This window comes from Mesobacillus subterraneus (assembly GCF_020524355.2).
Taxonomy (GTDB): Bacteria; Bacillota; Bacilli; order Bacillales; family Cytobacillaceae; genus Mesobacillus; species Mesobacillus subterraneus_C.
Window position 1 is genome coordinate 4,368,994 of the sequence record NZ_CP129019.1, and the last position, 26,007, is coordinate 4,395,000.

Annotated in this window: 21 protein-coding genes, 3 tRNA genes, 5 rRNA genes, 1 other RNA gene, 2 pseudogenes and 1 other annotated feature (1 of these 33 only partly in view); of the genes and pseudogenes, 8 read left to right on the forward strand and 24 right to left on the reverse strand. The window is 45.1% G+C overall.

Going from position 1 to position 26,007, the window contains the following annotated elements:
* Window positions 1–325 precede the first annotated feature (325 nt).
* Genes tmk through LC048_RS25210 form a run of 3 tightly spaced genes read right to left on the reverse strand, consistent with a single transcriptional unit; the run spans window position 326 to window position 2,392 of the window.
* Window positions 326–958 carry a dTMP kinase gene (gene tmk / locus LC048_RS22830; protein ID WP_226607346.1) on the reverse strand — a complete coding sequence of 211 codons (633 nt, stop codon included), beginning with the start codon at window positions 956–958 and terminating at the stop codon, window positions 326–328.
* A 2-nt stretch (window positions 959–960) separates the two neighbouring features.
* The gene (locus LC048_RS22835) at window positions 961–2,106 is read right to left on the reverse strand and encodes an aminotransferase class I/II-fold pyridoxal phosphate-dependent enzyme (protein ID WP_371931953.1); all 1,146 of its coding nucleotides are present in this window, start codon (window positions 2,104–2,106) and stop codon (window positions 961–963) included.
* Entirely contained in the window at window positions 2,084–2,392 is a 309-nt protein-coding gene (locus LC048_RS25210; protein ID WP_371931954.1) for a hypothetical protein, read from the reverse strand. The genes LC048_RS22835 and LC048_RS25210 overlap by 23 nt, the downstream gene beginning before the upstream one ends.
* Before the next feature lie 109 nt (window positions 2,393–2,501).
* On the opposite strand from LC048_RS25210, the gene LC048_RS22840 reads away from it, so the two are divergent.
* Window positions 2,502–2,639 (forward strand): hypothetical protein, encoded by a 138-nt coding sequence (locus tag LC048_RS22840; protein WP_226607350.1) that lies wholly within the window; start codon window positions 2,502–2,504, stop codon window positions 2,637–2,639.
* A gap of 165 nt (window positions 2,640–2,804) precedes the next feature.
* Here the strand turns inward: LC048_RS22840 and LC048_RS22845 are convergent, their stop codons facing one another.
* The 13 genes and pseudogenes from LC048_RS22845 to tadA all read right to left on the reverse strand — a co-directional run bounded on the left by LC048_RS22845 (window position 2,805) and on the right by tadA (window position 13,198).
* Window positions 2,805–3,017: a sigma factor G inhibitor Gin gene (locus LC048_RS22845; protein ID WP_371931955.1), complete on the reverse strand. Its 213-nt coding sequence runs from the start codon at window positions 3,015–3,017 to the stop codon at window positions 2,805–2,807.
* Between the two features lie 528 nt (window positions 3,018–3,545).
* Window positions 3,546–3,661: ribosomal RNA gene (gene rrf, locus LC048_RS22850) — 5S ribosomal RNA — on the reverse strand.
* A 76-nt stretch (window positions 3,662–3,737) separates the two neighbouring features.
* Window positions 3,738–6,667 (reverse strand): 23S ribosomal RNA (locus LC048_RS22855).
* A 109-nt stretch (window positions 6,668–6,776) separates the two neighbouring features.
* Window positions 6,777–6,852: transfer RNA gene (locus LC048_RS22860), tRNA-Ala, on the reverse strand.
* 15 nt (window positions 6,853–6,867) lie between these two features.
* A tRNA-Ile gene (locus tag LC048_RS22865) sits at window positions 6,868–6,944 on the reverse strand.
* A 125-nt stretch (window positions 6,945–7,069) separates the two neighbouring features.
* Window positions 7,070–8,617: ribosomal RNA gene (locus LC048_RS22870) — 16S ribosomal RNA — on the reverse strand.
* The 16S, 23S and 5S rRNA genes sit together here with 2 tRNA genes alongside, the layout of an rRNA operon.
* Before the next feature lie 310 nt (window positions 8,618–8,927).
* Entirely contained in the window at window positions 8,928–9,191 is a 264-nt protein-coding gene (locus LC048_RS22875; protein WP_226607875.1) for a pro-sigmaK processing inhibitor BofA family protein, read from the reverse strand.
* An 80-nt stretch (window positions 9,192–9,271) separates the two neighbouring features.
* Window positions 9,272–9,493: a YaaL family protein gene (locus LC048_RS22880; protein WP_306048868.1), complete on the reverse strand. Its 222-nt coding sequence runs from the start codon at window positions 9,491–9,493 to the stop codon at window positions 9,272–9,274.
* A gap of 38 nt (window positions 9,494–9,531) precedes the next feature.
* Window positions 9,532–10,128, reverse strand: coding sequence for a recombination mediator RecR (gene recR, locus LC048_RS22885; protein ID WP_215036270.1), 597 nt, complete (start codon window positions 10,126–10,128; stop codon window positions 9,532–9,534).
* Window positions 10,129–10,143: 15 nt separating this feature from the next.
* Window positions 10,144–10,471: pseudogene (locus tag LC048_RS22890) on the reverse strand (YbaB/EbfC family nucleoid-associated protein).
* Window positions 10,472–10,489: 18 nt separating this feature from the next.
* Window positions 10,490–12,178 (reverse strand): DNA polymerase III subunit gamma/tau, encoded by a 1,689-nt coding sequence (gene dnaX, locus LC048_RS22895; RefSeq protein WP_226607872.1) that lies wholly within the window; start codon window positions 12,176–12,178, stop codon window positions 10,490–10,492.
* A 148-nt stretch (window positions 12,179–12,326) separates the two neighbouring features.
* Window positions 12,327–12,591, reverse strand: an RNA gene (gene ffs / locus LC048_RS22900) — signal recognition particle sRNA large type.
* Between the two features lie 76 nt (window positions 12,592–12,667).
* Window positions 12,668–13,198, reverse strand: coding sequence for a tRNA adenosine(34) deaminase TadA (tadA, locus tag LC048_RS22905; protein ID WP_226607870.1), 531 nt, complete (start codon window positions 13,196–13,198; stop codon window positions 12,668–12,670).
* A gap of 91 nt (window positions 13,199–13,289) precedes the next feature.
* Here tadA and LC048_RS22910 point away from each other — a divergent pair, with 91 nt between their 5' ends.
* The 5 genes and pseudogenes from LC048_RS22910 (at window position 13,290) to LC048_RS22930 (ending at window position 16,962) form a co-directional block, all read left to right on the forward strand.
* The gene (locus LC048_RS22910) at window positions 13,290–13,829 is read left to right on the forward strand and encodes a cysteine hydrolase family protein (RefSeq protein ID WP_226607867.1); all 540 of its coding nucleotides are present in this window, start codon (window positions 13,290–13,292) and stop codon (window positions 13,827–13,829) included.
* Window positions 13,830–13,892: 63 nt separating this feature from the next.
* A pseudogene (locus tag LC048_RS22915) lies at window positions 13,893–15,180 on the forward strand (LysM peptidoglycan-binding domain-containing protein).
* A 53-nt stretch (window positions 15,181–15,233) separates the two neighbouring features.
* A complete protein-coding gene (locus tag LC048_RS22920) occupies window positions 15,234–15,401 on the forward strand; it encodes a hypothetical protein (RefSeq protein WP_226607862.1) in 168 nt (55 codons plus the stop codon).
* 254 nt (window positions 15,402–15,655) lie between these two features.
* The gene (locus LC048_RS22925; RefSeq protein ID WP_226607859.1) at window positions 15,656–16,297 is read left to right on the forward strand and encodes a deoxynucleoside kinase; all 642 of its coding nucleotides are present in this window, start codon (window positions 15,656–15,658) and stop codon (window positions 16,295–16,297) included.
* Window positions 16,294–16,962: a deoxynucleoside kinase gene (locus tag LC048_RS22930; protein WP_102264767.1), complete on the forward strand. Its 669-nt coding sequence runs from the start codon at window positions 16,294–16,296 to the stop codon at window positions 16,960–16,962. The genes LC048_RS22925 and LC048_RS22930 overlap by 4 nt, the downstream gene beginning before the upstream one ends.
* Window positions 16,963–17,201: 239 nt before the next feature.
* Here LC048_RS22930 and LC048_RS22935 read toward each other — a convergent pair.
* The 6 genes from LC048_RS22935 to guaB all read right to left on the reverse strand — a co-directional run bounded on the left by LC048_RS22935 (window position 17,202) and on the right by guaB (window position 23,659).
* Window positions 17,202–17,294 (reverse strand) — tRNA-Ser (locus tag LC048_RS22935).
* A 95-nt stretch (window positions 17,295–17,389) separates the two neighbouring features.
* Window positions 17,390–18,670 (reverse strand): serine--tRNA ligase, encoded by a 1,281-nt coding sequence (gene serS / locus LC048_RS22940; RefSeq protein WP_226607856.1) that lies wholly within the window; start codon window positions 18,668–18,670, stop codon window positions 17,390–17,392.
* A 65-nt stretch (window positions 18,671–18,735) separates the two neighbouring features.
* Window positions 18,736–18,952: a binding site (T-box leader), on the reverse strand.
* Window positions 18,953–19,006: 54 nt separating this feature from the next.
* Complete coding sequence (pdxT, locus tag LC048_RS22945; protein ID WP_226607855.1) at window positions 19,007–19,597, reverse strand: pyridoxal 5'-phosphate synthase glutaminase subunit PdxT; 591 nt, start codon at window positions 19,595–19,597, stop codon at window positions 19,007–19,009.
* Window positions 19,598–19,607: 10 nt separating this feature from the next.
* A complete protein-coding gene (gene pdxS / locus LC048_RS22950; RefSeq protein ID WP_306048874.1) occupies window positions 19,608–20,489 on the reverse strand; it encodes a pyridoxal 5'-phosphate synthase lyase subunit PdxS in 882 nt (293 codons plus the stop codon).
* A gap of 168 nt (window positions 20,490–20,657) precedes the next feature.
* Entirely contained in the window at window positions 20,658–21,962 is a 1,305-nt protein-coding gene (locus LC048_RS22955; RefSeq protein WP_371932084.1) for a serine hydrolase, read from the reverse strand.
* Between the two features lie 230 nt (window positions 21,963–22,192).
* Window positions 22,193–23,659: an IMP dehydrogenase gene (gene guaB, locus LC048_RS22960; RefSeq protein ID WP_306048875.1), complete on the reverse strand. Its 1,467-nt coding sequence runs from the start codon at window positions 23,657–23,659 to the stop codon at window positions 22,193–22,195.
* A 112-nt stretch (window positions 23,660–23,771) separates the two neighbouring features.
* On the opposite strand from guaB, the gene LC048_RS22965 reads away from it, so the two are divergent.
* Window positions 23,772–24,722, forward strand: a complete 951-nt coding sequence (locus LC048_RS22965; RefSeq protein ID WP_306048876.1) for a YaaC family protein — start codon at window positions 23,772–23,774, stop codon at window positions 24,720–24,722.
* Between the two features lie 115 nt (window positions 24,723–24,837).
* The gene (locus LC048_RS22970) at window positions 24,838–24,960 is read left to right on the forward strand and encodes a hypothetical protein (protein WP_264188564.1); all 123 of its coding nucleotides are present in this window, start codon (window positions 24,838–24,840) and stop codon (window positions 24,958–24,960) included.
* 444 nt (window positions 24,961–25,404) lie between these two features.
* On the opposite strand, the gene rrf (LC048_RS22975) is transcribed toward LC048_RS22970, so the two are convergent.
* Both rrf (LC048_RS22975) and LC048_RS22980 read right to left on the reverse strand, forming a co-directional pair.
* A 5S ribosomal RNA gene (gene rrf / locus LC048_RS22975) occupies window positions 25,405–25,520 on the reverse strand.
* A gap of 76 nt (window positions 25,521–25,596) precedes the next feature.
* Window positions 25,597–26,007 (reverse strand): 23S ribosomal RNA (locus LC048_RS22980); it runs 2,527 nt beyond the window's last position.

Below are 26,007 nucleotides of genomic sequence, written 5' to 3' on the forward strand. Positions count from 1 at the left end.
CCTAGGTTAATTCGCGGCGTGCCGCTTTCGAGACCAAAATCCAATTTGGTTGTAGAAAGCAACAATCCAGACGAAAAAGTGTTTTTTCATTCCGTTTCATTTGTATATTTATTATAACAGGATTCATGTGACAAGACATGATATAAACGTAAAATACCATTGCCTTCCAGCTAAATTCCCTTATCTGTTTATCGATTGATTCCATTGGAGTATTCGAGTGCGTTTTTCGTGAAATAACCTCTTATTTTCAAAACATCTCACAAACTCGAATAATTAGTATGTAAAAAACAAGCCTAGTCGAAACCAAGGCTTGTTGTGCTGGATATTAACTATTCAATAGCTCTTTAATTTTCGCTTCGGCTTGTTGATAAACTGCCTCTAATTCCTTTGAAGCATCGATTCTGGCAATCCTGTCAGGGAATCTATCGGCAATCATCATATAACCTTCTCGAACCTTTTGGTGAAATTCCAGCTTCTCCATATCCAGTCGATTGACTTCGCGACCCTTGTTTTTATTAATCCTATCAAGCCCAATCTCAGGCGCAACATCAAAGTACAGGGTCATTGCCGGCATCATATTTTCAATCGCAAACTCGTTGATTGAGTACACTTGATCAATGCCTAGACCACGAGCATGTCCCTGGTAGGCAAGAGAGCTATCAACAAAACGGTCACATAAGACGATTTTCCCTGCGTTTAGAGCAGGCTTCACCTTTTCAATAAGATGCTGCCTCCTCGCCGCAGCATATAAAAGTGCCTCTGTACGCGGGTCCATCGCTGTATTTTCCGGATCCAGGATGACTTTCCTGATTTGTTCAGCAATCTCAATCCCTCCAGGCTCACGTGTGGCCACCACTTCGCGGCCTTCCTTTTGAAGATTTTCAGCCAGCATCTGAAGGATCGTTGTCTTGCCAGAACCATCCGGACCTTCTATTGTAATAAAGATTCCTTTTTCCAATTTTATATCCCCCAACTCTTAAACACTTTAATTTTACCAGCCTTCAAATAGTCTCCGCCCTGGATTTTCGCTTCTTTTTCTTTTAAAAATAAGATTGTATTAATATCATCTTCTGTCAGGACTTCACCACGGAGACAAATTGGAATTCCCGGCGGATAGGGAATGATCTGCTCAGCACTAATCCTTCCTGCAGCGTCCTTCAGCAGAACATACTCTGTCAGTTGCAGCTCCATCTCTTTATAACTGACTTTTAAAGATGAAATAGTTTTATGAACAACCTTTGATTCAGGTTTATTTTTTCCATCAGGCATAGCACTTACAACCTTGGCAATCTTTTGTGCCGCTTCTTCCAAGGAGTGCTTCATGCCATTCTTCAATAAAGGAAGAACGAGCAGAACATTATATGGGTCTGCCAGTTCCGTAAAGATCCCTTCCGATTCGAGTCTTGACTGCAGCTCAAAGCCAGACCAGGAACCCATTGATTGTATAGTTAATTTAAGCGGATCATCAGGTTGCAATACATAAATCCCGGTTATCTTCTGCAGCCTTTTTTTGAACTCCTCGATTTCAGCTTGGAGGTATGAGAGATCGTCCTTGCTATAAGTACCCAGATACAGGCGTGCCAAATCAAGGGAAGCCATCAATGGATACGAAGGGCTGCTTGACTGCAGAGCTTGCAAATAGAATCTCAGCTTGCTGAGAGAGACACGTTTCGTCTGATAATGAAGGAAGGCTCCCATTGTCATGGCTGGCAAGGTCTTATGCGCAGACTGCACGACAATATCGGCTCCAAGTACAACAGCAGAAGCCGGAAAATAATCCCCAGCAATAAAATGAACTCCATGTGCCTCATCAACCAATACAGGAATGCCGTGGTCATGAGCCAAATCTATAATCGTTTTAAGGTCATATGTCAGTCCATAATAATTGGGGTACGTTACGATAAGTGCCTTTGCATTCGGATACTGGCTGAGTGCTGATCTGACCCCATCAATACTCAACCCGGCAGCTACACCGTATTCTTCGTTGTATTCCGGACTTATGAATACAGGTTTTGCTTTTGCAAGTCTTAAAGAATTCATGATCGATTTATGCGAATTGCGCTGGACCAGCACCACATCATCCTCATTTATCGCAGAAAGGATCATCGCAAGATTCCCGACAGTTGATCCATTTATTAAAAAAAAAGCTTTTATCTGTTTTATATAAATCCATAAGTAATTCTTCAGCTTCAAAAATAACTCCCTCTGGTGAATGAAGGTCATCCAATCCTGTTATTTCTGTTGCATCCAATTTTAAAATTTGCTTAAAGTAGGCCTGTCCATTTTTAGGGAAAATAGCCCCATTTTTGTGCCCTGGTACATGAAACGATAGAGGGCTTCCGTTTATATGCTCAACCAATTGAGTGTACAAGGGTGTTTTGAATTGATTCATAATCTCACCTGTATATATAAATTCACACCTATCTATTCTAACACTGTTTTTTTGGAACAAAAAGCGCAAGCGACTCGTTCAGGCCCGATAAGCGCTGGAGGGCCTGCCAGTGAAGTCGTTCTTTGACTTCATTGGCAGGACCGAAATCGAAATGTATAGCAGACTGTCCAGAAACGCAGAAACTGGAGACTCCGACAAAGAAGCGGTTTTGCTTCTGCCGGCGGAGTTGAAGTTTCGGAGTTTCTAGGAGGCGTAGCTAGACAAGCGTCTCGAGGAGTTAGGAGCCGCAGCCACACAAGCGACTCGAGGGATAGGCGCGGGAGCTGGATTAAGAAAACTACAATTAGTTACCCACACTAACCATTTTAAAAATTCCTACAAAACAAAAAAAATAAAAGCCCAAAATGAGCTTTTAACTGTAAATGCCAGGCTTCGTTACCTTCCTTAGCTTTTCTACGTAATATTTATATTGAGGATCACTCGTATCTGTCTTGATCATGATGCTCTCACAGTCTGTGCATATAAAAGAAGTATACAGGTGTATGCCAGCCTTTTTCGTCTGTTCGCAAATCACACAGTTTTCCCCGATTTGATTCTTAGCTAAAAGCGAACCCAAATTCTCCACCTCCGTACACCTATTGTTGCCAGGAGTATTTTTTTGTATACAATTTTCCGAATAATTTTTTTGGAAGTTTAGTTGTTTTATATTTTATGATTGACATCCGGTTTCCTTGTATGTCTTATAACAATTTAGGTTGGTTTATTATATAAAATACTTTTGAAAAGAAGCGAATATTGATCATTAAGCATGTTGGATAGGATGATAAAGGCATTCTGAAGGTCCTATAAAGTTGCTCCTACTTATGACAGCTTTTCCTTGTTTTCTCTTAAATCTGTCTTAAGTTGCCTCTTCTTTTGACAGCTTTTCCTGCTTTCCCGTCAAACCTGTCTTAAGTTTCCTCTTCTTCTGACAGCTTTTCCTGCTTTTCCGTCAAGCCTATCTTAAGTTGCCTCTTCTTCTGACAGCTTTTCCTGCTATTCCTCCAAACCTGTCTGAAGCTATTCGTATATTATCAATTGCTGCTATATATTCAGCCCCATTAATAAATCCGCACACAAAAAAAGAACAGCCATTACAGCTGTTCTTTTTGGTGCCCGGCGGCGTCCTACTCTCACAGGGGGAAACCCCCAACTACCATCGGCGCTGAGAAGCTTAACTTCCGTGTTCGGTATGGGAACGGGTGTGACCTTCTCGCTATCGCCACCAGACTATTTGGTTTGAGGTTTTATTCCCTCAAAACTAGATAATGTGTAAGAAGAATTCAAGAAAAACGAGTCATCTAATTTGGTTAAGTCCTCGAACGATTAGTATCAGTCAGCTCCACACGTCACCGCGCTTCCACCTCTGACCTATCAACCTGATCATCTTTCAGGGTTCTTACTAGCTTGCGCTATGGGAAATCTCATCTTGAGGGGGCTTCATGCTTAGATGCTTTCAGCACTTATCCCGTCCGCACATAGCTACCCAGCGATGCCTTTGGCAAGACAACTGGTACACCAGCGGTGCGTCCATCCCGGTCCTCTCGTACTAAGGACAGCTCCTCTCAAATTTCCTGCGCCCACGACGGATAGGGACCGAACTGTCTCACGACGTTCTGAACCCAGCTCGCGTACCGCTTTAATGGGCGAACAGCCCAACCCTTGGGACCGACTACAGCCCCAGGATGCGATGAGCCGACATCGAGGTGCCAAACCTCCCCGTCGATGTGGACTCTTGGGGGAGATAAGCCTGTTATCCCCGGGGTAGCTTTTATCCGTTGAGCGATACTCTTCCATGCGGAACCACCGGATCACTAAGCCCGACTTTCGTCCCTGCTCGACTTGTAGGTCTCTCGCAGTCAAGCTCCCTTGTGCCTTTACACTCTGCGAATGATTTCCAACCATTCTGAGGGAACCTTTGGGCGCCTCCGTTACTCTTTAGGAGGCGACCGCCCCAGTCAAACTGCCCACCTGACACTGTCTCCCGCCCCGATCAGGGGCGTGGGTTAGAATTTCAATACAGCCAGGGTAGTATCCCACCAGCGCCTCCACCGAAGCTGGCGCTCCGGTTTCTCAGGCTCCTACCTATCCTGTACAAGCTGTACCAAAATTCAATATCAGGCTACAGTAAAGCTCCACGGGGTCTTTCCGTCCTGTCGCGGGTAACCTGCATCTTCACAGGTACTATAATTTCACCGAGTCTCTCGTTGAGACAGTGCCCAGATCGTTACGCCTTTCGTGCGGGTCGGAACTTACCCGACAAGGAATTTCGCTACCTTAGGACCGTTATAGTTTACCGCCGTTTACTGGGGCTTCGATTCAGAGCTTCGCGTGAGCTAACCCCCTCTTAACCTTCCAGCACCGGGCAGGCGTCAGCCCCTATACTTCGCCTTACGGCTTCGCAGAGACCTGTGTTTTTGCTAAACAGTCGCCTGGGCCTATTCACTGCGGCTCATCTAGGCTATTCACCCAAATGAGCACCCCTTCTCCCGAAGTTACGGGGTCATTTTGCCGAGTTCCTTAACGAGAGTTCTCTCGCTCACCTTAGGATTCTCTCCTCGCCTACCTGTGTCGGTTTGCGGTACGGGCACCTTTTATCTCGCTAGAGGCTTTTCTTGGCAGTGTGAAATCAGGAACTTCGGTACTATATTTCCCTCGCTGTCACAGCTCAGCCTTCACGCAAGCGGGATTTGCCTCACTTGCAGCCTTACTGCTTAGACGCGCATATCCAACAGCGCGCTTACCCTATCCTACTGCGTCCCCCCATTGCTCAAACGATAAAGAGGTGGTACAGGAATATCAACCTGTTGTCCATCGCCTACGCCTTTCGGTACTCGGCTTAGGTCCCGACTAACCCTGAGAGGACGAGCCTTCCTCAGGAAACCTTGGGCATTCGGTGGATGGGATTCTCACCCATCTTTCGCTACTCATACCGGCATTCTCACTTCTAAGCGCTCCACCAGTCCTTACGGTCTGACTTCAACGCCCTTAGAACGCTCTCCTACCACTGACATCTAAGATGTCAATCCACAGCTTCGGTGATACGTTTAGCCCCGGTACATTTTCGGCGCAGAGTCACTCGACCAGTGAGCTATTACGCACTCTTTAAATGGTGGCTGCTTCTAAGCCAACATCCTGGTTGTCTAAGCAACTCCACATCCTTTTCCACTTAACGTATACTTTGGGACCTTAGCTGGTGGTCTGGGCTGTTTCTTTTGACTACGGATCTTATCACTCGCAGTCTGACTCCCACGGATAAGTCTTTGGCATTCGGAGTTTGTCTGAATTCGGTAACCCGATGAGGTACCTAGTCCAAACAGTGCTCTACCTCCAAGACTCTTACAACGTGAGGCTAGCCCTAAAGCTATTTCGGAGAGAACCAGCTATCTCCAAGTTCGATTGGAATTTCTCCGCTACCCACACCTCATCCCCGCACTTTTCAACGTGCGTGGGTTCGGGCCTCCAGTTGGTGTTACCCAACCTTCACCCTGGACATGGGTAGATCACCTGGTTTCGGGTCTACGACCACATACTAAATTCGCCCTATTCAGACTCGCTTTCGCTGCGGCTCCGTCTTCTCAACTTAACCTTGCATGGGATCGTAACTCGCCGGTTCATTCTACAAAAGGCACGCCATCACCCATGAACGGGCTCTGACTACTTGTAGGCACACGGTTTCAGGATCTATTTCACTCCCCTTCCGGGGTGCTTTTCACCTTTCCCTCACGGTACTGGTTCACTATCGGTCACTAGGGAGTATTTAGCCTTGGGAGATGGTCCTCCCAGCTTCCGACGGGATTTCTCGTGTCCCGCCGTACTCAGGATCCACTCAGGAGGGAACGAAGTTTCAACTACAGGGTTTTTACCTTCTCTGACGGGCCTTTCCAGACCACTTCATCTACCCCGTTCCTTTGTAACTCCATGTTGAGTGTCCTACAACCCCAAGAGGCAAGCCTCTTGGTTTGGGCTATGTCCCGTTTCGCTCGCCGCTACTCAGGGAATCGCGTTTGCTTTCTCTTCCTCCGGGTACTTAGATGTTTCAGTTCCCCGGGTCTGCCTTCAATACCCTATGTATTCAGGTAAAGATACTGTTCCATTACGAACAGTGGGTTTCCCCATTCGGAAATCTCCGGATCAAAGCTTACTTACAGCTCCCCGAAGCATATCGGTGTTAGTCCCGTCCTTCATCGGCTCCTAGTGCCAAGGCATCCACCGTGCGCCCTTTCTAACTTAACCTAAAAGGTCATTTCTCTATTATATAGAGAGAAAAACTAAAATGGCGATCACTCGGTTTTTTCTTGGTTCTTCTTACTTACGATTATCTAGTTTTCAAGGAACAAATACTTGGTGGAGCCTAGCGGGATCGAACCGCTGACCTCCTGCGTGCAAGGCAGGCGCTCTCCCAGCTGAGCTAAGGCCCCATTATGAAAGATATATGGTGGGCCTAAGTGGACTCGAACCACCGACCTCACGCTTATCAGGCGTGCGCTCTAACCAGCTGAGCTATAGTCCCATATATCATATAGAGAGGAATTACTCCCTCAAAACTAAACAAACAAGCGGTCAACTATGTGGATTACATCCACAGTACGAACCAGAAGGTTCGCATTCCGATTGCCATTATGGCAATATCCTTAGAAAGGAGGTGATCCAGCCGCACCTTCCGATACGGCTACCTTGTTACGACTTCACCCCAATCATCTGTCCCACCTTAGGCGGCTGGCTCCATAAAGGTTACCCCACCGACTTCGGGTGTTACAAACTCTCGTGGTGTGACGGGCGGTGTGTACAAGGCCCGGGAACGTATTCACCGCGGCATGCTGATCCGCGATTACTAGCGATTCCGGCTTCATGCAGGCGAGTTGCAGCCTGCAATCCGAACTGAGAATGGATTTATGGGATTGGCTCGACCTCGCGGCTTCGCGACCCTTTGTTCCATCCATTGTAGCACGTGTGTAGCCCAGGTCATAAGGGGCATGATGATTTGACGTCATCCCCACCTTCCTCCGGTTTGTCACCGGCAGTCACCTTAGAGTGCCCAACTGAATGCTGGCAACTAAGATCAAGGGTTGCGCTCGTTGCGGGACTTAACCCAACATCTCACGACACGAGCTGACGACAACCATGCACCACCTGTCACTCTGTCCCCCGAAGGGGAACGCCCTATCTCTAGGGAAATCAAGAGGATGTCAAGACCTGGTAAGGTTCTTCGCGTTGCTTCGAATTAAACCACATGCTCCACCGCTTGTGTACCCCGTCAATTCCTTTGAGTTTCAGCCTTGCATACCGTACTCCCCAGGCGGAGTGCTTAATGCGTTTGCTGCAGCACTAAAGGGCGGAAACCCTCTAACACTTAGCACTCATCGTTTACGGCGTGGACTACCAGGGTATCTAATCCTGTTCGCTCCCCACGCTTTCGCGCCTCAGCGTCAGTTACAGACCAGAGAGCCGCCTTCGCCACTGGTGTTCCTCCACATCTCTACGCATTTCACCGCTACACGTGGAATTCCGCTCTCCTCTTCTGCACTCAAGTTCCCCAGTTTCCAATGACCCTCCCCGGTTGAGCCGGGGGCTTTCACATCAGACTTAAGGAACCGCCTGCGCGCGCTTTACGCCCAATAATTCCGGACAACGCTTGCCACCTACGTATTACCGCGGCTGCTGGCACGTAGTTAGCCGTGGCTTTCTGGTCAGGTACCGTCAAGGTACCGGCAGTTACTCCGATACTTGTTCTTCCCTGACAACAGAACTTTACGACCCGAAAGCCTTCATCGTTCACGCGGCGTTGCTCCGTCAGACTTTCGTCCATTGCGGAAGATTCCCTACTGCTGCCTCCCGTAGGAGTCTGGGCCGTGTCTCAGTCCCAGTGTGGCCGATCACCCTCTCAGGTCGGCTACGCATCGTTGCCTTGGTGAGCCGTTACCTCACCAACTAGCTAATGCGCCGCGAAACCATCTGTAAGTGACAGCCGGTAGTCTTTCAGCTTTCCCTCATGAGAGGGAAAGGATTATCCGGTATTAGCTCCGGTTTCCCGAAGTTATCCCAGTCTTACAGGCAGGTTGCCCACGTGTTACTCACCCGTCCGCCGCTGATCTTCAAAAGCAAGCTAATGAAGATCCGCTCGACTTGCATGTATTAGGCACGCCGCCAGCGTTCGTCCTGAGCCAGGATCAAACTCTCCAAGAAAGAGTATGAGTTTAGCTCATAATTTAAAACGTTGGCTAGTGATCAACTATATAATAGAAGTCACTATAAATATTGTTTGTTGACGCTTGTTTGTTTAGTTTTCAAAGAGCAATTTTTCGGCGTCACCCGTAGGCGACTTAAATAATATATCATGCTGTCGATATTTCGTCAACACCTTTTTAAAAAAGTTGTTAACAGCTGTTCAACAGCAACGTTTAATATAATAACAACTTCTGCTTGCCTGGTCAATAGCTTTCGCAAGAAATCCCTAAAATAATAAAACGCCGCTTAAAAAAGCGGCGTTCCTTCTTTAGATAATCCAAGTCTGAATAGCTACCAACGCAAACACACCAGGTATTCCTAGCAGACCCGAGACTGCTGCGGTCGCAATATTGATGGGTACATAAATACCAAAGCTAGTACCAAAAGCATTAAGAAAAAATAAAAAGATGGCTCCAATTAAGATCTTCACTGCATTCTGACCAATAAAGCGGAGCGGTTTTGTCGGTGCACCTATAATGAGCAGCAAAAAGATCAATCCACCTAGGACCGATATGACAACTACAGGATCCATACTCTCCCCCCTTACTTCAATGTCTTGTACATTTTTATGTACAAGTTATCAAAATAAGACCTTGTCGTATGGAAAAAACCTCACTTCGTCTTAATGGTGATTTTTCTGTGCTTTGCTTCTTTGAAAAGAAAGAAGTACTTGGACTCAGCAATTTTCGCTTCAGTGATAAACTCTTCTGATGGATCGAAACTTCTTTCAACCAGTAGCTTTTGATTGTTCCAGTTTCTCTTCATGCTGTCCAGCTGTCCCAATAGTTTATGGTCGAATTCTTTTCTAAGCCATTTCTTTTTACGAAATAACATGACTCTCCTCCAGTAGAGTTTGTTCTTAATAGATGGAGTTACACTTCCCGGCGCCCTTCTAATGCTTTAGAAAGGGTGACTTCATCCGCATATTCAAGATCCCCGCCGACCGGCAGTCCGTGGGCGATTCTTGTAACCTTAATTCCTGATGGCTTCAACAGCCTTGAGATATACATAGCAGTTGCTTCCCCTTCGATATTCGGGTTCGTTGCTAGTATGACTTCCTGGACTGTTTCATCCTGAAGTCTCTTCAATAGGTCGGGAATATTTATATCTTCTGGGCCAATTCCATCCATAGGAGAGATTGCTCCATGAAGTACATGATAGAGACCATTGAATTCCTTCATCTTTTCCATCGCAATAACGTCCTTAGGATCCTGGACAACGCAGACCACACTGCGATCGCGGCGCTGGTCTTCACATATATAGCAAGGATCCTGGTCGGTTATATGGCCACAGACCGAGCAATAAGTCAGGTTGCGTTTAGCGTTGACCAATGCCTTAGCGAAATCCAAAACAGTTTCTTCCTTCATGCTTAATACGAAAAAAGCCAGACGAGCGGCCGTTTTCGGGCCGATACCTGGCAATTTCATAAAGCTGTCAATCAGCTTCGATATTGGTTCAGGATAATGCATTCTGTTATATTCCTCCTAGAACATTCCCCCAGGAAGGTTCATGCCCTTTGTAAATTGGCCCATTGTCTTATTGGTTAGTTCTTCTGCTTTTTTTCAACGCATCATTCGTTGCTGCAAGAACTAGGTCCTGAAGCATTTCCACATCATCAGGATCAACAACTTCCTGCTTGATTTGCACATCGACAATTTCCTTGTGACCTGTAACGATAACCGTTACCATACCGCCGCCTGCAGTACCTTCAATCTTCTCTTCTCCTAATTGAACTTGTGCTTCTTCCATCTTCTTTTGCATTTTCTGCATTTGCTTCATCATATTTTGCATATTTCCATTTCCTCGCATCATGTAAACGTACCTCCAAATTTAATCTTGTATTTGTATTAATTCATCGCCAAATAGTTTTTTAGCTTCAGCAATCAGCGGGTCTTCAGCTGCAGCAGCTTGCCCTTCCGATTCCCCATCGCCCCTCTGGCTGATAAAGTTTTCCCTTATTTTAAGCCACTGATCTTCAGGCACACCAATTACCTGCATCCTTTTACCGGTGTAATCATTCATCGCACCGCTGACAGTTTCAGTGAATCTGGTGTTTTCCATAGCCATCTGACAATGAATTTCATATTTGAATTTTATCACGACTGCCTCATCAGATGCAGCTACTGGTTCGGCTTCATTTAACAACGCTGCCTGAGAACGCATTTGATTCGCGGCAAGCATTTCGAGCAGATCTCCCCAACGCCCCTTAATTGTATGGAGATTTGTCTTCGTAGCACTTTTCAGAACCTCATTAATCTTTCCAGTCGGAGCCTGGAAGCCTTTACGGTTCGGACGAGGCGCTTTTTTAGCAGCCGCAGCTGGTTCACTTGCTGCCATTCCAGGATTTTGCTGAAACTGTACCAATTTTTCCTCGAGCTGTTCAATCCTTCTCAGCAATGGTTCAACCTCAACATTGCTGGTAGATGGCTGGCGATTTTCAAGCTGGCATAGCTTGACGATCGCTACTTCTAGGAAGATACGGGGATGGTTTGTCCAACGCATCTCTTGCTGCGCTTTATTCAAGACTTCTATTAATTCATAGATCTGAGCTGGCTCGACGTGATTGGCAAGCTCCTGAAAATCTTCGTCCAGCATTACTCGCTCCATAGATTCCTCGAGTGCAGGTGCTGCCTTGTAAAGGAGCATGTCACGATAGAAGAAAATCAAGTCTTCTATGAACCTTGCTGGATCCTTCCCTTGTAAAAGCAGTTCTTCCAAAGCTTCCAGCCCAGCTGCCGCATTCTTTTCATAAATCGCTCTGGCCAGCTGGTTCAGGAAATTCTGTGATACAGTGCCTGTTACCGTGAGTGCATCTTCAATCGTTACTGTATCCTGGCTGAATGAGATAGCCTGATCTAGCAGACTTAGAGCATCACGCATTCCGCCTTCTGCAGCCCTGGAAATAATCTGCAAGGCTTTTTCATCGCAATCCACTCCAGATTCCTCAACAATTTGCTTCATCCTGCCCACAATTGCCTGAGCTGTGATCCTCTTAAAATCAAATCGCTGGCATCGTGAAATGATTGTGAGTGGAATCTTGTGAGGCTCAGTCGTGGCGAGGATAAAGATGACATGCTTTGGAGGCTCTTCAAGGGTTTTCAGCAATGCGTTGAACGCTCCGATGGAAAGCATATGCACTTCGTCTATGATGTAAACTTTATACTTCACGACGTTCGGCGCATATTTTACCTTATCTCGAATATCCCGGATTTCCTCGACACCGTTATTGGAAGCGGCATCGATTTCAATCACATCAGGAATCGATCCATCCGTTATCCCGCGGCAGGCATCGCATTCATTGCATGGTTCGGCCGTTGGAGCATTTTCGCAGTTAACCGCTTTTGCCAAAATTTTAGCAGCACTCGTTTTCCCAGTCCCCCTGGGTCCCGAAAAAAGATAGGCATGTGATATTTTTTGTTGAAGCAGAGCGTTTTGCAGTGTCGTTGTGACATGTTCCTGCCCGACCACATCTATAAATTGCTGTGGACGCCAGACACGATATAAAGCTTGGTAGGCCAATGACACCGCTCCCTTCCTTTTATTATCTTATCTATTATAACGCAAATAACTTTCAATTTCACTTTTACAAGGGGAAGTTTTTATTGTATTAAACGACAAAAAACTCATCCCTGTTAAAAGGATGAGTTGAATGTATCATATTTAACTGCCGCGCACCTTCCGTCGACTGAATACCATAAGCGTTACTTAAGCAGTTAGCTCGTCCCAGGCAACCCTGCGGCACATGGGAGCGTCCACTTAATGCTGCTTCCTTCCGGACCTGACATGGTTCATGGATTCCCATTGCGCAGGACCCGGGCGTCAACACCACTTACTTAAGGCAGACCCTACAGTAAAACAGCCTCAGGAAGGGATTCATCCCCGCTAGAGCGGATTGCGGGTACAGGGCACCGCTACCTCCCCGACTAGCACGGCAAAATTGAAACCTTATTTAGGTGTGTCTCAAGGACACATACATAGTATACTAATTCACGGACTAAAAAGCAATGCTTATCCCCTGTCAATTCCTGTCTGTTGTTCCAGTTCCTCTTTTGCCTGCTTCTTTTTCAGCTTCTTTTTTTCCCGGAGATTCCTGAAAAAGTCGGATAGCAGTGCTCCGCATTCTGCTTCCAGCACGCCTGTCACCACTTCACTTTGATGGTTGAAGCGCTCATCCTGGAGGATATTCATGAAGGTGCCGGCGCAGCCGCCCTTCGGATCCTTTGCTCCATAAACCACTTTTTTCACCCGCGAGAGCATAATGGCCCCTGCACACATCGGGCATGGCTCCAGTGTCACATAGAGAGTGGCATCCTCAAGCCGCCAGGTGCCTAACTTCTTGCATGCCTCGTCGATTGCCAGCACCTCTGCATGGGCAATCGAGCTCTGCTTCGTTTCACGGAGATTGTGGGCACGAGCAAGGATCTCACCATCGAGGACAATCACCGCACCAATCGGTACCTCATCCATCTGCCCAGCTTTTTTCGCTTCTTCAATTGCCATAAGCATGAATTTTTCATCCTGGGTAAGTTGAGCTTCCATCTTTCCCTCCTTAAAAATAATATTGTTGTTTCCAATTGGTTTAAGAATCCCCCGCCGGTAAAAATATAAAGGAAAAGGAGAGGATTCATTCATGTCAAAGGCTGCTCTATTAATTATTGATATGATCAATGATTTTAATTTTGATGCCGGGAAAACCCTCGCTATACACACCCGAAAAATCATCGATCCAATTTTAACATTAAAGAGATCTTTCAATAAAAGCGACATGCCTGTTATCTATATTAATGACCATTATAATCTATGGCAGGCGGATTTTGAAAAAATCATTGATCATTGCTCCAATGAAACGAGCGATGAACTCATTAAAAAAATTGCTCCTGAAAAAAATCAGGATTATTTTTTAATAAAACCAAAGCATTCTGCTTTTTATGGAACAGCCCTTCATACCCTGCTTCAGCAATTGAAGGTGGATACATTGGTCCTATCGGGAATTGCAGGCAACATCTGCGTGCTTTTCACTGCAAATGATGCGTATATGCGAGAATACAACCTGATTATCCCTGAGGACTTCATTGCATCTAATGATGATGAGGATAATAAATACGCCCTGACAATGATGAAAAACGTCCTGTCTGCCGATACAAGGCCTTCTAGGGAGCTCGATTTTTAACATACTGCAATTTCTTCCTTCATACAATGGTTGTAGCGCTAAAAATGCAAGGGAGGGAAGAAGATGCAAATTCATGTGGTTCAGCAAGGACAGACATTAACACAGATCGCTCAAATTTACGGGTCTTCTGTTGCTGATATAACCGAAGCGAACGAACTGCCTAACCCGAATAATCTAGTTGTTGGCCAGGCGATGGTCATCCCGATCGTCGGCAGTTTTTACTTTGTCCAGCCTGGAGACACACTATGGGCGATTTCACGAAGGTTTGGGATCACTCCACAGGAACTCGCGAGGATTAACGGGATTTCAGTCAACCAGCCATTATCTGTAGGTTTCCGTTTATATATTCCGCAACGACCGAAAACAAATGCGGAATTCAATGCCTATGTAGAACCAAGAGGGAACACAGTGGCCCCTGCACTTGAAACAGCTGCCCGGGAAGCTGCTCCCTATCTAACCTATCTCGCGCCGTTCAGCTTCCAGGCTTTGCGGGACGGTTCATTGAAGGAACCGCTGTTGAACAATTTCCCCGGCCATTGCCGAAGCCAACAATAATATTCTGATGATGGTCATCACCAATCAGGAAAACGACCAGTTCAGCGATGAGCTTGGCCGTATCATCCTGAATGACATGGCTGTCCAGGACAAATTTCTGAACAATATCGTTGCCACCGCTAAAAAGTATGGATTCCGCGATATCCACTTTGACTTTGAATACCTGCGCCCCGAAGACCGTGAAGCCTATAACACCTTCCTCCGAAAAGCAAGGGATCGGTTTAAACAGGAAGGCTGGTTCATATCCACTGCACTGGCTCCTAAAACTAGTGCATCCCAGACAGGGCCGTGGTATACGGCGCACGACTACAAAGCGCATGGGGAAATAGTAGATTTTGTCGTCATCATGACTTATGAATGGGGCTATAGCGGCGGACCTGCCCAGGCGGTCTCACCCATCGTCCCTGTACGCGAGGTATTAGAGTATGCCATCAGTGAAATGCCGTCACAAAAAATCATGATGGGACAGAATCTATATGGATATGACTGGACACTTCCATTTGTCCAGGGGACGATCGCAAGGGCCGTAAGTCCGCAGCAGGCCATCCAGATTGCAGCCGAGAATAATGTAGCGATCCAGTACAACACAAAGTCCCAGGCGCCAACCTTCCGATATACAGCCTCAAATGGAAAGCAGCACGAAGTCTGGTTTGAGGATGCACGCTCCATCCAGACAAAATTCGAATTGATCAAAGAATTGAACCTTAGAGGAATGAGCTATTGGAAGCTCGGACTCTCCTTCCCGCAAAACTGGCTGCTCATCCAGGATAATTTCAACGTAGTTCGAAAAGCGTAAGCGTCTTGGTCAGCCCCGACAAGCGCTGGAGGGCTGACCGGTGAAGTCGTTCTTTGACTTCACCTGAGCGGACCGAAACCGAAAAGTATAGCCGACTGCCCAGAAACGCAGAAACTGGAGACTCCGACAAAGAAGCGCTTTTTGCTTCTGCCGGCGGAGTTGAAGTTTCGGAGTTTCTAGGAGGCGACACTAGACAAGCGACTCAAGGGGTTAGGCGCTGAAGCTAGACATTTCTCAAAATGAAAGTAGTACCTGCCCTCTTTTTAAAAGATAAAATTTTCTGTCAAAATAAGTTTACAAATTCCGATAATAATTGACAGGCGCAGTATTTATGCGGCTGTCTTCTTTTTTGCTAAAATTGCCTCTTAATATTCCATACCCATATCATACAGTGGTGTGATAAAATGGATTTTGCGTGATTTAACTGACAGAAATGTAAAATAGAGATAGATACAACAGAGAGGGAGGACATGTTGTGGAAGGAACACCTTTTATAACGGTTGAAGGACCAATCGGCATCGGAAAAACGTCACTTGCACGTGCCATTTCCGAACGGTTCGAGTTTGCACTTTTAAAAGAAATTGTCGATGAAAATCCATTTTTAGGGAAGTTTTACGATGACATAGAAGAATGGAGTTTCCAGACAGAAATGTTTTTCCTCTGCAATCGATATAAGCAGCTCGGAGATATTAATGAACATTACCTCAGCAAAAACAAGTCTGTCGTTGCTGATTACCATATCATGAAAAACCTCATTTTCGCACAGCGCACCTTAAATGATCAGGAGTACAAAAAATACCTAGATATTTATCAAATCCTGACAAAAGATATGCCTAAGCCGAATGTCATCATTTACTTGAATGCAAGTCTTGATACATTGCTGAAGCGCATCAAAATGCGCGGCCGCGAAGTCGAGAAAAACATCAGCCCTTTATATCTAGAGCAATTATCTCTTGATTATGAACAAGCAATGCTTCAATTTGAGCATGACCACCCTGAAATCCCCGTCCTCCGTTTCAGCGGCGATGAGCTGGATTTTGTGAAAAACGAAGAAGATCTTCAGCTGATCATTGATCAGCTAACCGCATCATTAAGAAAAAGGAGCGTACAACCATGAATCTAAGAACAAAGTATGACATCCCGGCAAATGCGGTCATCACGATTGCTGGTACTGTAGGAGTCGGCAAATCGACTATGACAAATGCCCTGGCGGATGCCCTTCGGTTCCGTACATCCTTTGAAAAAGTAGATACAAACCCATACCTTGATAAGTTCTATGCTGATTTCGAACGCTGGAGCTTCCACTTGCAAATCTATTTCCTTGCAGAGCGCTTCAAGGAGCAAAAAAGAATTTTCGAATACGGCGGCGGATTTATCCAGGACCGTTCGATTTATGAAGATACAGGCATCTTCGCAAAAATGCATTATGAAAAAGGCACAATGTCCCCTGTGGACTACGAAACCTACAAGAGTCTATTCGAAGCGATGGTCATGACTCCATACTTCCCACATCCAGACTTGCTGATCTACCTTGAGGGTTCAATTGACGATATTCTTGAACGCATCAAGCTAAGAGGACGACCGATGGAACAGCAGACTCCGATAACTTATTGGGAAGAAATGCATGCTCGTTATGAGAACTGGATCAATAACTTCAACGCATGCCCAGTCCTGCGTTTGAACATCAATGATTATGATTTGTTCAATAACCCGGAATCCATTGAGCCAATCGTGGAGAAAATCGCAACGCATATTAGACAAACTCAGTTGTTGAAAAAATAAAACCGCCATTTGGCGGTTTTTTATTTTCTACACGTCTTGAGACAGAGCTAACAAGGTTTAAAGCCCCAGATAATGTTCTCTACTCTCAAATCTATTAGCCAAATTCAAGCTAGTTCCCCTTAAGAAATTTCTATAAGCACCTTAAGAAAGAATATAAAAAAACCCGCTACAACCGTAACGGGTTTCTTTACACAATCTCCAAATTGTTTTTATGCGTTAATGCTTTAATATTAAAATAATGGAGGAGGTAGAGGGATTCGAACCCCCGCGCGGTGTTACCCGCCTGTCGGTTTTCAAGACCGATCCCTTCAGCCAGACTTGGGTATACCTCCGAGACAAGAAATATAATATCATGTATTCGAAAACGAGTCAACACTTCTTTTGAATTTTTTATAAGGGCAGGAATGAATCCTGCCCAAATGTAAAATTATTTAGGAGCAATAACTTCCCGGTTGCCCATATATGGACGCAATGACTCTGGAATGACGACACTTCCATCAGCCTGCTGATAATTTTCCAGGATGGCGGCTACTGTACGGCCAATTGCAAGACCAGATCCGTTCAGTGTGTGCACATGCTCTGGTTTAGCCTTTGCTTCACGGCGGAAACGAATATTCGCACGTCTAGCCTGGAAACCTTCAAAGTTACTGCAAGAAGAGATTTCCCTGTATGTGCCATAGCTTGGAATCCAAACTTCAATATCGTATTTCTTTGCAGCTGTGAATCCAAGGTCAGCAGAACACATGCTCAATACGCGGTATGGAAGGCCTAACAGCTGAAGCACCTTTTCGGCATGTCCAGTCAGCTTCTCCAGCTCATCATAAGAATCTTCAGGTTTCACGAATTTAACAAGCTCGACTTTGTTGAACTGGTGTTGGCGGATCAAACCGCGCGTATCTCTCCCTGCAGATCCTGCCTCTGAACGGAAGCACGCACTGTAGGCTGCATAATTGATTGGCAATTCCTCTCCGCTCATGATTTCATCGCGGTGCATGTTTGTAACAGGAACCTCAGCTGTCGGAATCAAGAAGTAATCTTCGCTCTCAATTCGGAATGCATCTTCTTCAAACTTAGGAAGCTGTCCTGTCCCAGTCATGCTTGCACGATTAACCATGTATGGTGGCAGAACTTCTGTATAGCCATGCTCGTCGACATGAAGGTCAAGCATAAAGCTCATCAAGGCACGCTCAAGGCGCGCTCCCAATCCCTTGTAAAATACGAAACGGCTGCCGGTTACTTTTCCAGCACGTTCGAAATCAAGGATTTTTAGATGGTCTGCGACATCCCAGTGTGGCTTCGCTTCGAATTCAAAATCACGGATTTCTCCCCATTTGCGAACCTCTACATTATCATCTTCCGTTTCTCCAACTGGAACACTTTCATGAGGTATATTCGGAATGCTTAGCATCAAGGCTTCCAGTTCTTCCTCAACTTCACGCAACTGGTCATCCAAAACCTTGATCTTATCCCCAACCTCACGCATTTCAGCAATCAAGTGATCAGCGTCCTGTTTTTCACGCTTTAACTGGGCAACCTGCTGGGACACTTCATTTCTTCTGCTCTTCAGCTGTTCAGCGTCTAGAATTAGTTCCCTGCGCCTAACATCGAGATCCTCAAACTTGCCGAAATCAGTTAAGTCCTCTCCTCGGTGCTGCAGCTTCCGTTTTACTTCTTCAAAATTAGCCCTTAAATACTTTACGTCTAACACTGCGATTTCCTCCCTTTTACCTGAAATAAAAAAGTCTTTGATAAAACAAAAAACTCCCGTCCCCTAAAAGGGACGAGAGTTAACCCGCGTTGCCACCCTAGTTGAAAGCAAAAATGCTTCCCACTCATAAAATAACGGTTTTTACCGAAAGTATTTACTTGCCAATCAGGCGTTCCATACTCTGCTCGAGGGCGGATTCATTTGCTCCAGACACCGGTTCACACCAACCACCGGCTCTCTTTGGAATGGACACAAGCTACTATTCCCTCTCATAGCTTTTTTACTATCGAATTTTAATTCATAATTTACTACAATTATGGTCAGCATGCAAGCGGTTTATGCAAAATTTTTACTCTTTGTCTCCTCGACCATTTTTACAAAATAGTTCATGAGTCTATAATCATCAGTTAATTCAGGATGAAACGAACAGCCTAAAAATTGTCCGTCACGAGCAGCAACAATCCTGTCATTATGCTTGGCCAGCACTTCGACATTCTCACCAGCTTCCACAATATGCGGGGCACGAATAAAGACGGCAGAAAAATTCTCTGCCACTCCTGAGATGTCAATGTCCGCTTCAAAGCTTTCTCGCTGGCGACCAAAAGAGTTGCGCTCCACTTTCACATCCATGACACCGATGTGCGGCGCATCGTAGCCAACGAGATCATTCGCAAGCAGAATCAATCCGGCACAGGTCCCGAACATCGGCTTACCATCTGCAGCGAACTTCTTTAACTCTTCCATGAAGCCATACTTATCAATAAGACGGCGGATTGCAGTACTTTCTCCGCCAGGAATGATCAGGCCGTCGACTTCTGATAGCTCTTCTGGACGCTTAATGACAGTGCCCTCCGCTCCAGATGCTTCAATTGCCCGTATATGCTCTCGTACAGCACCCTGAAGGCCAAGTACTCCTATTTTCACCATAGCTATCCCCTTACCAGCCGCGATCCTGCATGCGGGCTTCTGGTGCCAGTGATGAAATTTCCATACCCTTCATCGGGATGCCAAGACCTTTTGAAATGTTCGCAATCAGCTCGTAATCCTGATAGTGAGTCGTTGCTTCAACAATTGCCTTTGCAAACTTTGCAGGGTTATCAGATTTAAAGATACCAGAGCCTACGAATACTCCGTCTGCTCCTAGCTGCATCATTAGTGCCGCGTCTGCTGGTGTAGCTACACCGCCGGCAGCAAAGTTCACAACCGGAAGGCGTCCAAGCTGCTTGATTTCGAGCAGAAGCTCGTACGGAGCTCCTAGAAGCTTTGCTTCAGTCATAAGTTCATCCATGTCCATTGCGACGACCTTACGCACCTGAGCGTTCACCTTGCGGATATGGCGGACAGCCTCGACGATATTGCCTGTGCCAGGCTCTCCCTTGGTACGAAGCATGGAAGCCCCTTCACCAATTCTCCTCGCTGCTTCGCCAAGATCACGGCAACCGCATACGAATGGAACTGTATAATCTCTTTTATTCAAGTGGAATTCTTCATCAGCCGGAGTCAGAACTTCACTCTCGTCGATATAATCAACACCCATCGCTTCAAGCACACGTGCTTCTACGATGTGGCTGATTCGTGCTTTTGCCATAACGGGAATTGTGACAGCACCCATTACCTCTTCGGTGATACGTGGGTCAGCCATTCTTGCTACGCCGCCTGCTGCGCGGATATCCGATGGAACACGCTCCAGGGCCATTACGGCAACTGCGCCGGCCTCTTCTGCAATCTTCGCCTGTTCAGCATTAACAACGTCCATGATGACGCCGCCCTTTTGCATTTCTGCCATACCGCGTTTAACTCGATCAGTACCTGTCTTCATTCTTTTTCCCCCTTGTCCCTATAAAAAGGATTACTATGTAAGCACTAGAAAATAGCTGAAAAACCATACTTGTTTAGTCGGAATTCAGTTACCCCTAATGAAAATAAACAATAAAAAAGGTTTCCTGTCAAGACAGGAAACCAAACATTCTTTATTCAATATCGTTATTTAAAACAAACCCTTTACTGCATCAGCAACTCCGCCAAACAAGTCTCCAAAGAATCCACCGATTCCGCGCATCATCAGCACGAACCAGTTCGCCTTTTCGACACTTTCAGCAGCAACAACCGGTACCTGGATTTGCTTTTGCCCATCTTCAGTTAAAAAGCTGATGTTTTCATCCTTTTTGGACTTAACAGTCATATAGCCAACTTTTTCACCCTTTTTGATAGGAGCAGTCAGCTCTCCATTTTCATTAAGCTTCTTTTTATCCAGTACGAGTACCGGTTCATATTGATCCTTTTCACCATTCCTGATGGTCATTGTAATGGCATCTTTAGACTGTATCTTAACGCTGTCTTCCTTCCCTTTTGTTACCGGAAGGTTCTTCTTGCTCTTAACCTGATGATTCTTTTTCACTAGCTCTTCTTCTGTAAAATTACTGAAAGCTAAATCAAGGACTTTACGCGTTTCAGCAAAACGGCTGTCTTTAGAGTCGGCCTTCATCACAACAGAAATGAATCTTTGGTCATTTCTCATTGCAGTAGCAGTAAAACCATATCCTGCAAAATCAGTCGAACCTGTTTTCAACCCGTCTACCCCTTCATACTGGTAGATAAGGCCCGGAAGCATCCAGTTAAAGTTTTTATATTCACGTCCGTCACGGAATTTCAACGTTGGCATTTTCGCTGTATCCAAAACCTCCGGATAATCCTTCAACAGTCGGTAGGCAAGCTTAGCCATTGAACGTGCGGACATGACATTCTCTTCCTCTGGGCCGCCGGCAGGGTGTTGTCCTAATAGATCCCTATTATTCAAGCCTGAAGAGTTTACGAATTTATAATCTTTCAATCCTAACTCCGCCGCTTTTTTGTTCATTTTCTCAACATGGTTTTTCTCTGTCCCGGAAAGAACCTCAGCAAGTGCAACAGTAGCTGCGTTCCCAGAATGGATTGCCATAGCTTCATACAATTCTTTTACCGTATAATCCTCACCCTGTGTCAATCCGACATTGGACAGACCAGGTGCACCAGATAGCTTATGGACATACTCATTGATCTTCACCTTTTGGTCCCATTTCAACTTTCCTTTTTTGACCGCTTCAAGGACCATATATTCTGTCATCATCTTGGACATGGATGCCACGCCAAGGACAACATCGGAATTCTTTTCATATAATACTCTTCCAGTTTCCGCATCGACTAGCATGGCTGCTTCAGCATCAATACCGAGCTGGCCCTCTGCTGCTTCAGCTTCCATTGAAAATCCAGAAAACATAGTTGTGATCGTTAAAATGAATGCTGCAAAGAACATTGAAAGCTGTTTCTGTTTACGATTCAAGACGAATTTCCCTCCAAAATTTTAAAATAATCTATAAAACTTGCATATTTTTTTACCTCTGAAAAATCACACCCGTATAGTTTAACATAAAAAAAACGAAAAAAATAGACAGAGAATAGTCACTCTGTCTATTGTAAAATCAGGTAAAACAACGGATATACAGGTGAAAAGTCGTAGTTCCTGCCTGTTTTTCTATTATAAACTTAGCTCATCGAGTAATTTGGTGCTTCCTTCGTGATCTGGACATCATGCGGGTGACTCTCTCTTAGTCCTGCACCAGTCATTTTGATGAACTGGGCGTTCTCCCTTAATTCTTCAAGATTGGCAGTTCCGCAATAACCCATACCAGAGCGAATCCCGCCTACAAGCTGATAAATTGTATCTGTCAGAGGTCCTTTGTAAGGAATTCTTCCTTCAATGCCTTCCGGAACGAATTTCTTATTATCTTCCTGGAAATAACGGTCTTTAGAGCCCTTCTCCATTGCCCCAACTGAACCCATTCCACGATATACTTTGAAGCGTCTTCCCTGGTAGATTTCAGTTTCTCCTGGACTTTCACTTACACCTGCAAGCAAGCTTCCGAGCATGACCACATGACCTCCGGCAGCAAGGGCCTTGACGATATCTCCGGAATATTTAATGCCGCCATCTGCTATGATTGCTTTGCCATGCTTGCGAGCTTCTGTCGCACAATCATATACAGCGGTAATCTGCGGAACGCCTACTCCAGCTACAACCCTCGTTGTACAAATTGAACCTGGTCCAATGCCGACCTTGACAATATCTGCCCCTGCCTCTATCAAGTCTCTTGTGGCTTCTGCGGTCGCAACATTTCCGGCAATAATATTCAGTTCCGGATAGTTTTCACGAATTTGCTTTACCGTTTCAATTACACCCTTTGAGTGGCTATGCGCTGTATCGACAACAATGACGTCTACATGTGACTTTACAAGCATTTCGACTCGTTTCAATGTATCGGCTGTAACACCAACTGCCGCACCGCACAGTAAGCTGCCTTGCGCATCCTTCGAAGAGTTCGGGAACTCAATCACTTTTTCAATATCCTTGATGGTAATGAGCCCTTTCAGTACACCTTCCTCATTTACTAGTGGGAGTTTTTCAATCTTATGGCGCTGAAGGATTTTCTCTGCTTCTTCAAGGGTAGTTCCCACGGAAGCAGTTACCAGATCCGTTTTCGTCATGACTTCTTCGATTATTATGGAATAATCCTGGATAAAACGCATATCACGGTTCGTAATGATTCCTACAAGCTTTTGCTCTTCCACGTTATTGACGATTGGAACACCGGAAATGCGGTATTTCCCCATCAAATGTTCGGCATCAAATACTTGATGCTCAGGAGTTAAAAAGAATGGATCGGTAATGACTCCACTTTCAGAACGTTTTACTTTATCGACCTGGTCAGCCTGCTGCTCTATGGACATGTTTTTATGTATGATACCAAGTCCGCCCTGTCTGGCAATCGAAATGGCCAGTTCAGATTCTGTCACAGTATCCATGCCGGCACTGATGATCGGGATGTTCAATCTCAAAGTTTCTGTCAGATTGACCTTGAGGCTCACATCTTTTGGCAAAACCTCAGATTTAGCTGGCACCAACAGTACATCATCAAACGTTAATCCTTCTTTTAAAAACTTACTTTCCCACATAGTAAATGACCCCCCTTTAAGAAAATATTATTTGTAGGTTATCAATTGGTTAAAATACTGTCAAGAAGGTTATTATTAGTCCGACTTTTCAAATAACTTGGAGGTTTTTCAATTGTCTACGCCTTATAAGGAATGGAATAGTTATACTCTCTTTTTTTCAGCGGAATATTCACAATCCTATCTGAAAAAATGCTACCGTAAAAATAACATTGACCAGCCTGACATTAAAAGCTTTGAAAACTGTTATCCCTTTATGTATTATCTCGAACATGGAAAGCTTTATTATGAACAGGCTGAAAAGTCTCCGCTGACCATTCAGCCAATCTTGCTTTTTTATGGACTTGTCCATCTGATAAAAGCATGCATCCTGACAGTCGAACCTGATTACCCTGAAACCACTTCTGTATTAGCTCATGGTGTTTCAACCAGGAAACGAAAAAAACAACAGTACAGTTTTACAGAGGATGAAGTAAAATTCCAAAAGAATGGATTGTTCTCTCTAATGGCTGAAAAGATGTTCCACATGAAACAATTGGAAGGTGAAAAAGCAACAATGGGTGATGTGTTAGAGCTGATTCCAGAATTATCCGGCATCTATTCTGATTTAAGAGGAAAACAAATTTTCGAAGTTGTCACATCTGTCGAATCAGGCTTTTCGCTGCCTAAATCAATAATCGACCATTTCCATATGACCGAGAACCGTTTTAAGGAATTCTTTCAGAGCAAATCTTCAATCCCTGTTTCATTTGTAGATGATCCCAGCCTAATCAGGTTTGAAGCTAACTTGGACGATTCACTAGAACCCCTCCCATTGAAATATAATCTTGAAGATCTGCATTATGTACTTCCCTTAAATAAAGGCGATCTATTTCTTTTTCCAGAACTGCTGCTGCACTACTTACTGTTATACAACCTTGGGATGATCGCTCGCTATGAAACAGAATGGTGGAGTGAATTAATCAAGATGATGCCAAATGAAGACTATCCTTTGATTCAATCCTTTTTAAGTTCAACAATGAAAAAAGGACCTTACTTAATTTACCAATACCTGATGAATAAGTAATAACAGCAAGGGTTGCCGTTTCTAAAGCCATTAATGGGGATCATAGATATGTTTAAATAAGCCGGTAGTGGGAATTTCATATATATGAATATTGCATATCCGAGGAGGTTTTAATATGGATAGAAAAAAACTAATGATGACAACTGTTGCTCTAGGTACAGCATACTTGCTAAAGGACCAAAAGTCACGCGCAAAGGTAATGGACCAGCTTCAATCCTTTGGAAAGAAAAAGAAATAATAAACAACAAAACCCTCTGATCGTTTCAGAGGGTTTTGTTATTAGGTTAATATGGTGATGATTCATTTGGTTTAGGGAGAGTGTCTCAGATTCTGACAGCTTTTTGATCTTTCCTTGGCAACCTGTCCGAAGTTGCCTCTTCTTCTGACAGGTTTTTGGTCTTTGCCTGGAAACCTGCCCGAAGTTGCCCCTTCTTCTGACAGCTTTTTGGTCTTTTCCTGGAAACCTGTCCGAAGTTGCTTCTACTTCTGACAGATTTTTGTTCTCTTCTATTAAACCTGTCCGAAGTCACCCCTAGTTCGGAAAACTCATTGATCTTTCGCATTAAACCAGTCCGAAGTCGCGTTGCCTCTTCTAAAGAGTTACATATTATTTTTGCTTCCACTTTAAACAAGGTATTTCTGCATACAAAAAAGAACAGCTATTACAGCTGTTCTTATCAGTGCCCGGCGGCGTCCTACTCTCACAGGGGGAAACCCCCAACTACCATCGGCGCTGAGAAGCTTAACTTCCGTGTTCGGTATGGGAACGGGTGTGACCTTCTCGCTATCGCCACCAGACTATTTGGTTTGAGGTTTTATTCCCTCAAAACTAGATAATGTGTAAGAAGAATTCAAGAAAAACGAGTCATCTAATTTGGTTAAGTCCTCGAACGATTAGTATCAGTCAGCTCCACACGTCACCGCGCTTCCACCTCTGACCTATCAACCTGATCATCTTTCAGGGTTCTTACTAGCTTGCGCTATGGGAAATCTCATCTTGAGGGGGGCTTCATGCTTAGATGCTTTCAGCACTTATCCCGTCCGCACATAGCTACCCAGCGATGCCTTTGGCAAGACAACTGGTACACCAGCGGTGCGTCCATCCCGGTCCTCTCGTACTAAGGACAGCTCCTCTCAAATTTCCTGCGCCCACGACGGATAGGGACCGAACTGTCTCACGACGTTCTGAACCCAGCTCGCGTACCGCTTTAATGGGCGAACAGCCCAACCCTTGGGACCGACTACAGCCCCAGGATGCGATGAGCCGACATCGAGGTGCCAAACC

Bases quoted from the DNA above. Each gene is read 5' to 3' on its own strand.
- pdxT (WP_226607855.1), bottom strand. From the start codon at position 19,597: ATGGTGAAAATAGGAGTACTTGGCCTTCAGGGTGCTGTACGAGAGCAT.
- LC048_RS25210 (WP_371931954.1), bottom strand. From the start codon at position 2,392: ATGAATCAATTCAAAACACCCTTGTACACTCAATTGGTTGAGCATATA.
- pdxS (WP_306048874.1), bottom strand. From the start codon at position 20,489: ATGAAGACAGGTACTGATCGAGTTAAACGCGGTATGGCAGAAATGCAA.
- recR (WP_215036270.1), bottom strand. From the start codon at position 10,128: ATGCATTATCCTGAACCAATATCGAAGCTGATTGACAGCTTTATGAAA.
- LC048_RS22875 (WP_226607875.1), bottom strand. From the start codon at position 9,191: ATGGATCCTGTAGTTGTCATATCGGTCCTAGGTGGATTGATCTTTTTG.
- LC048_RS22880 (WP_306048868.1), bottom strand. From the start codon at position 9,493: ATGTTATTTCGTAAAAAGAAATGGCTTAGAAAAGAATTCGACCATAAA.
- LC048_RS22930 (WP_102264767.1), top strand. From the start codon at position 16,294: ATGAATCTAAGAACAAAGTATGACATCCCGGCAAATGCGGTCATCACG.
- guaB (WP_306048875.1), bottom strand. From the start codon at position 23,659: ATGTGGGAAAGTAAGTTTTTAAAAGAAGGATTAACGTTTGATGATGTA.
- tadA (WP_226607870.1), bottom strand. From the start codon at position 13,198: ATGGAAGCTCAACTTACCCAGGATGAAAAATTCATGCTTATGGCAATT.
- LC048_RS22955 (WP_371932084.1), bottom strand. From the start codon at position 21,962: ATGTTCTTTGCAGCATTCATTTTAACGATCACAACTATGTTTTCTGGA.
- LC048_RS22970 (WP_264188564.1), top strand. From the start codon at position 24,838: ATGGATAGAAAAAAACTAATGATGACAACTGTTGCTCTAGGTACAGCA.
- LC048_RS22910 (WP_226607867.1), top strand. From the start codon at position 13,290: ATGTCAAAGGCTGCTCTATTAATTATTGATATGATCAATGATTTTAAT.
- LC048_RS22835 (WP_371931953.1), bottom strand. From the start codon at position 2,106: ATGATCCTTTCTGCGATAAATGAGGATGATGTGGTGCTGGTCCAGCGC.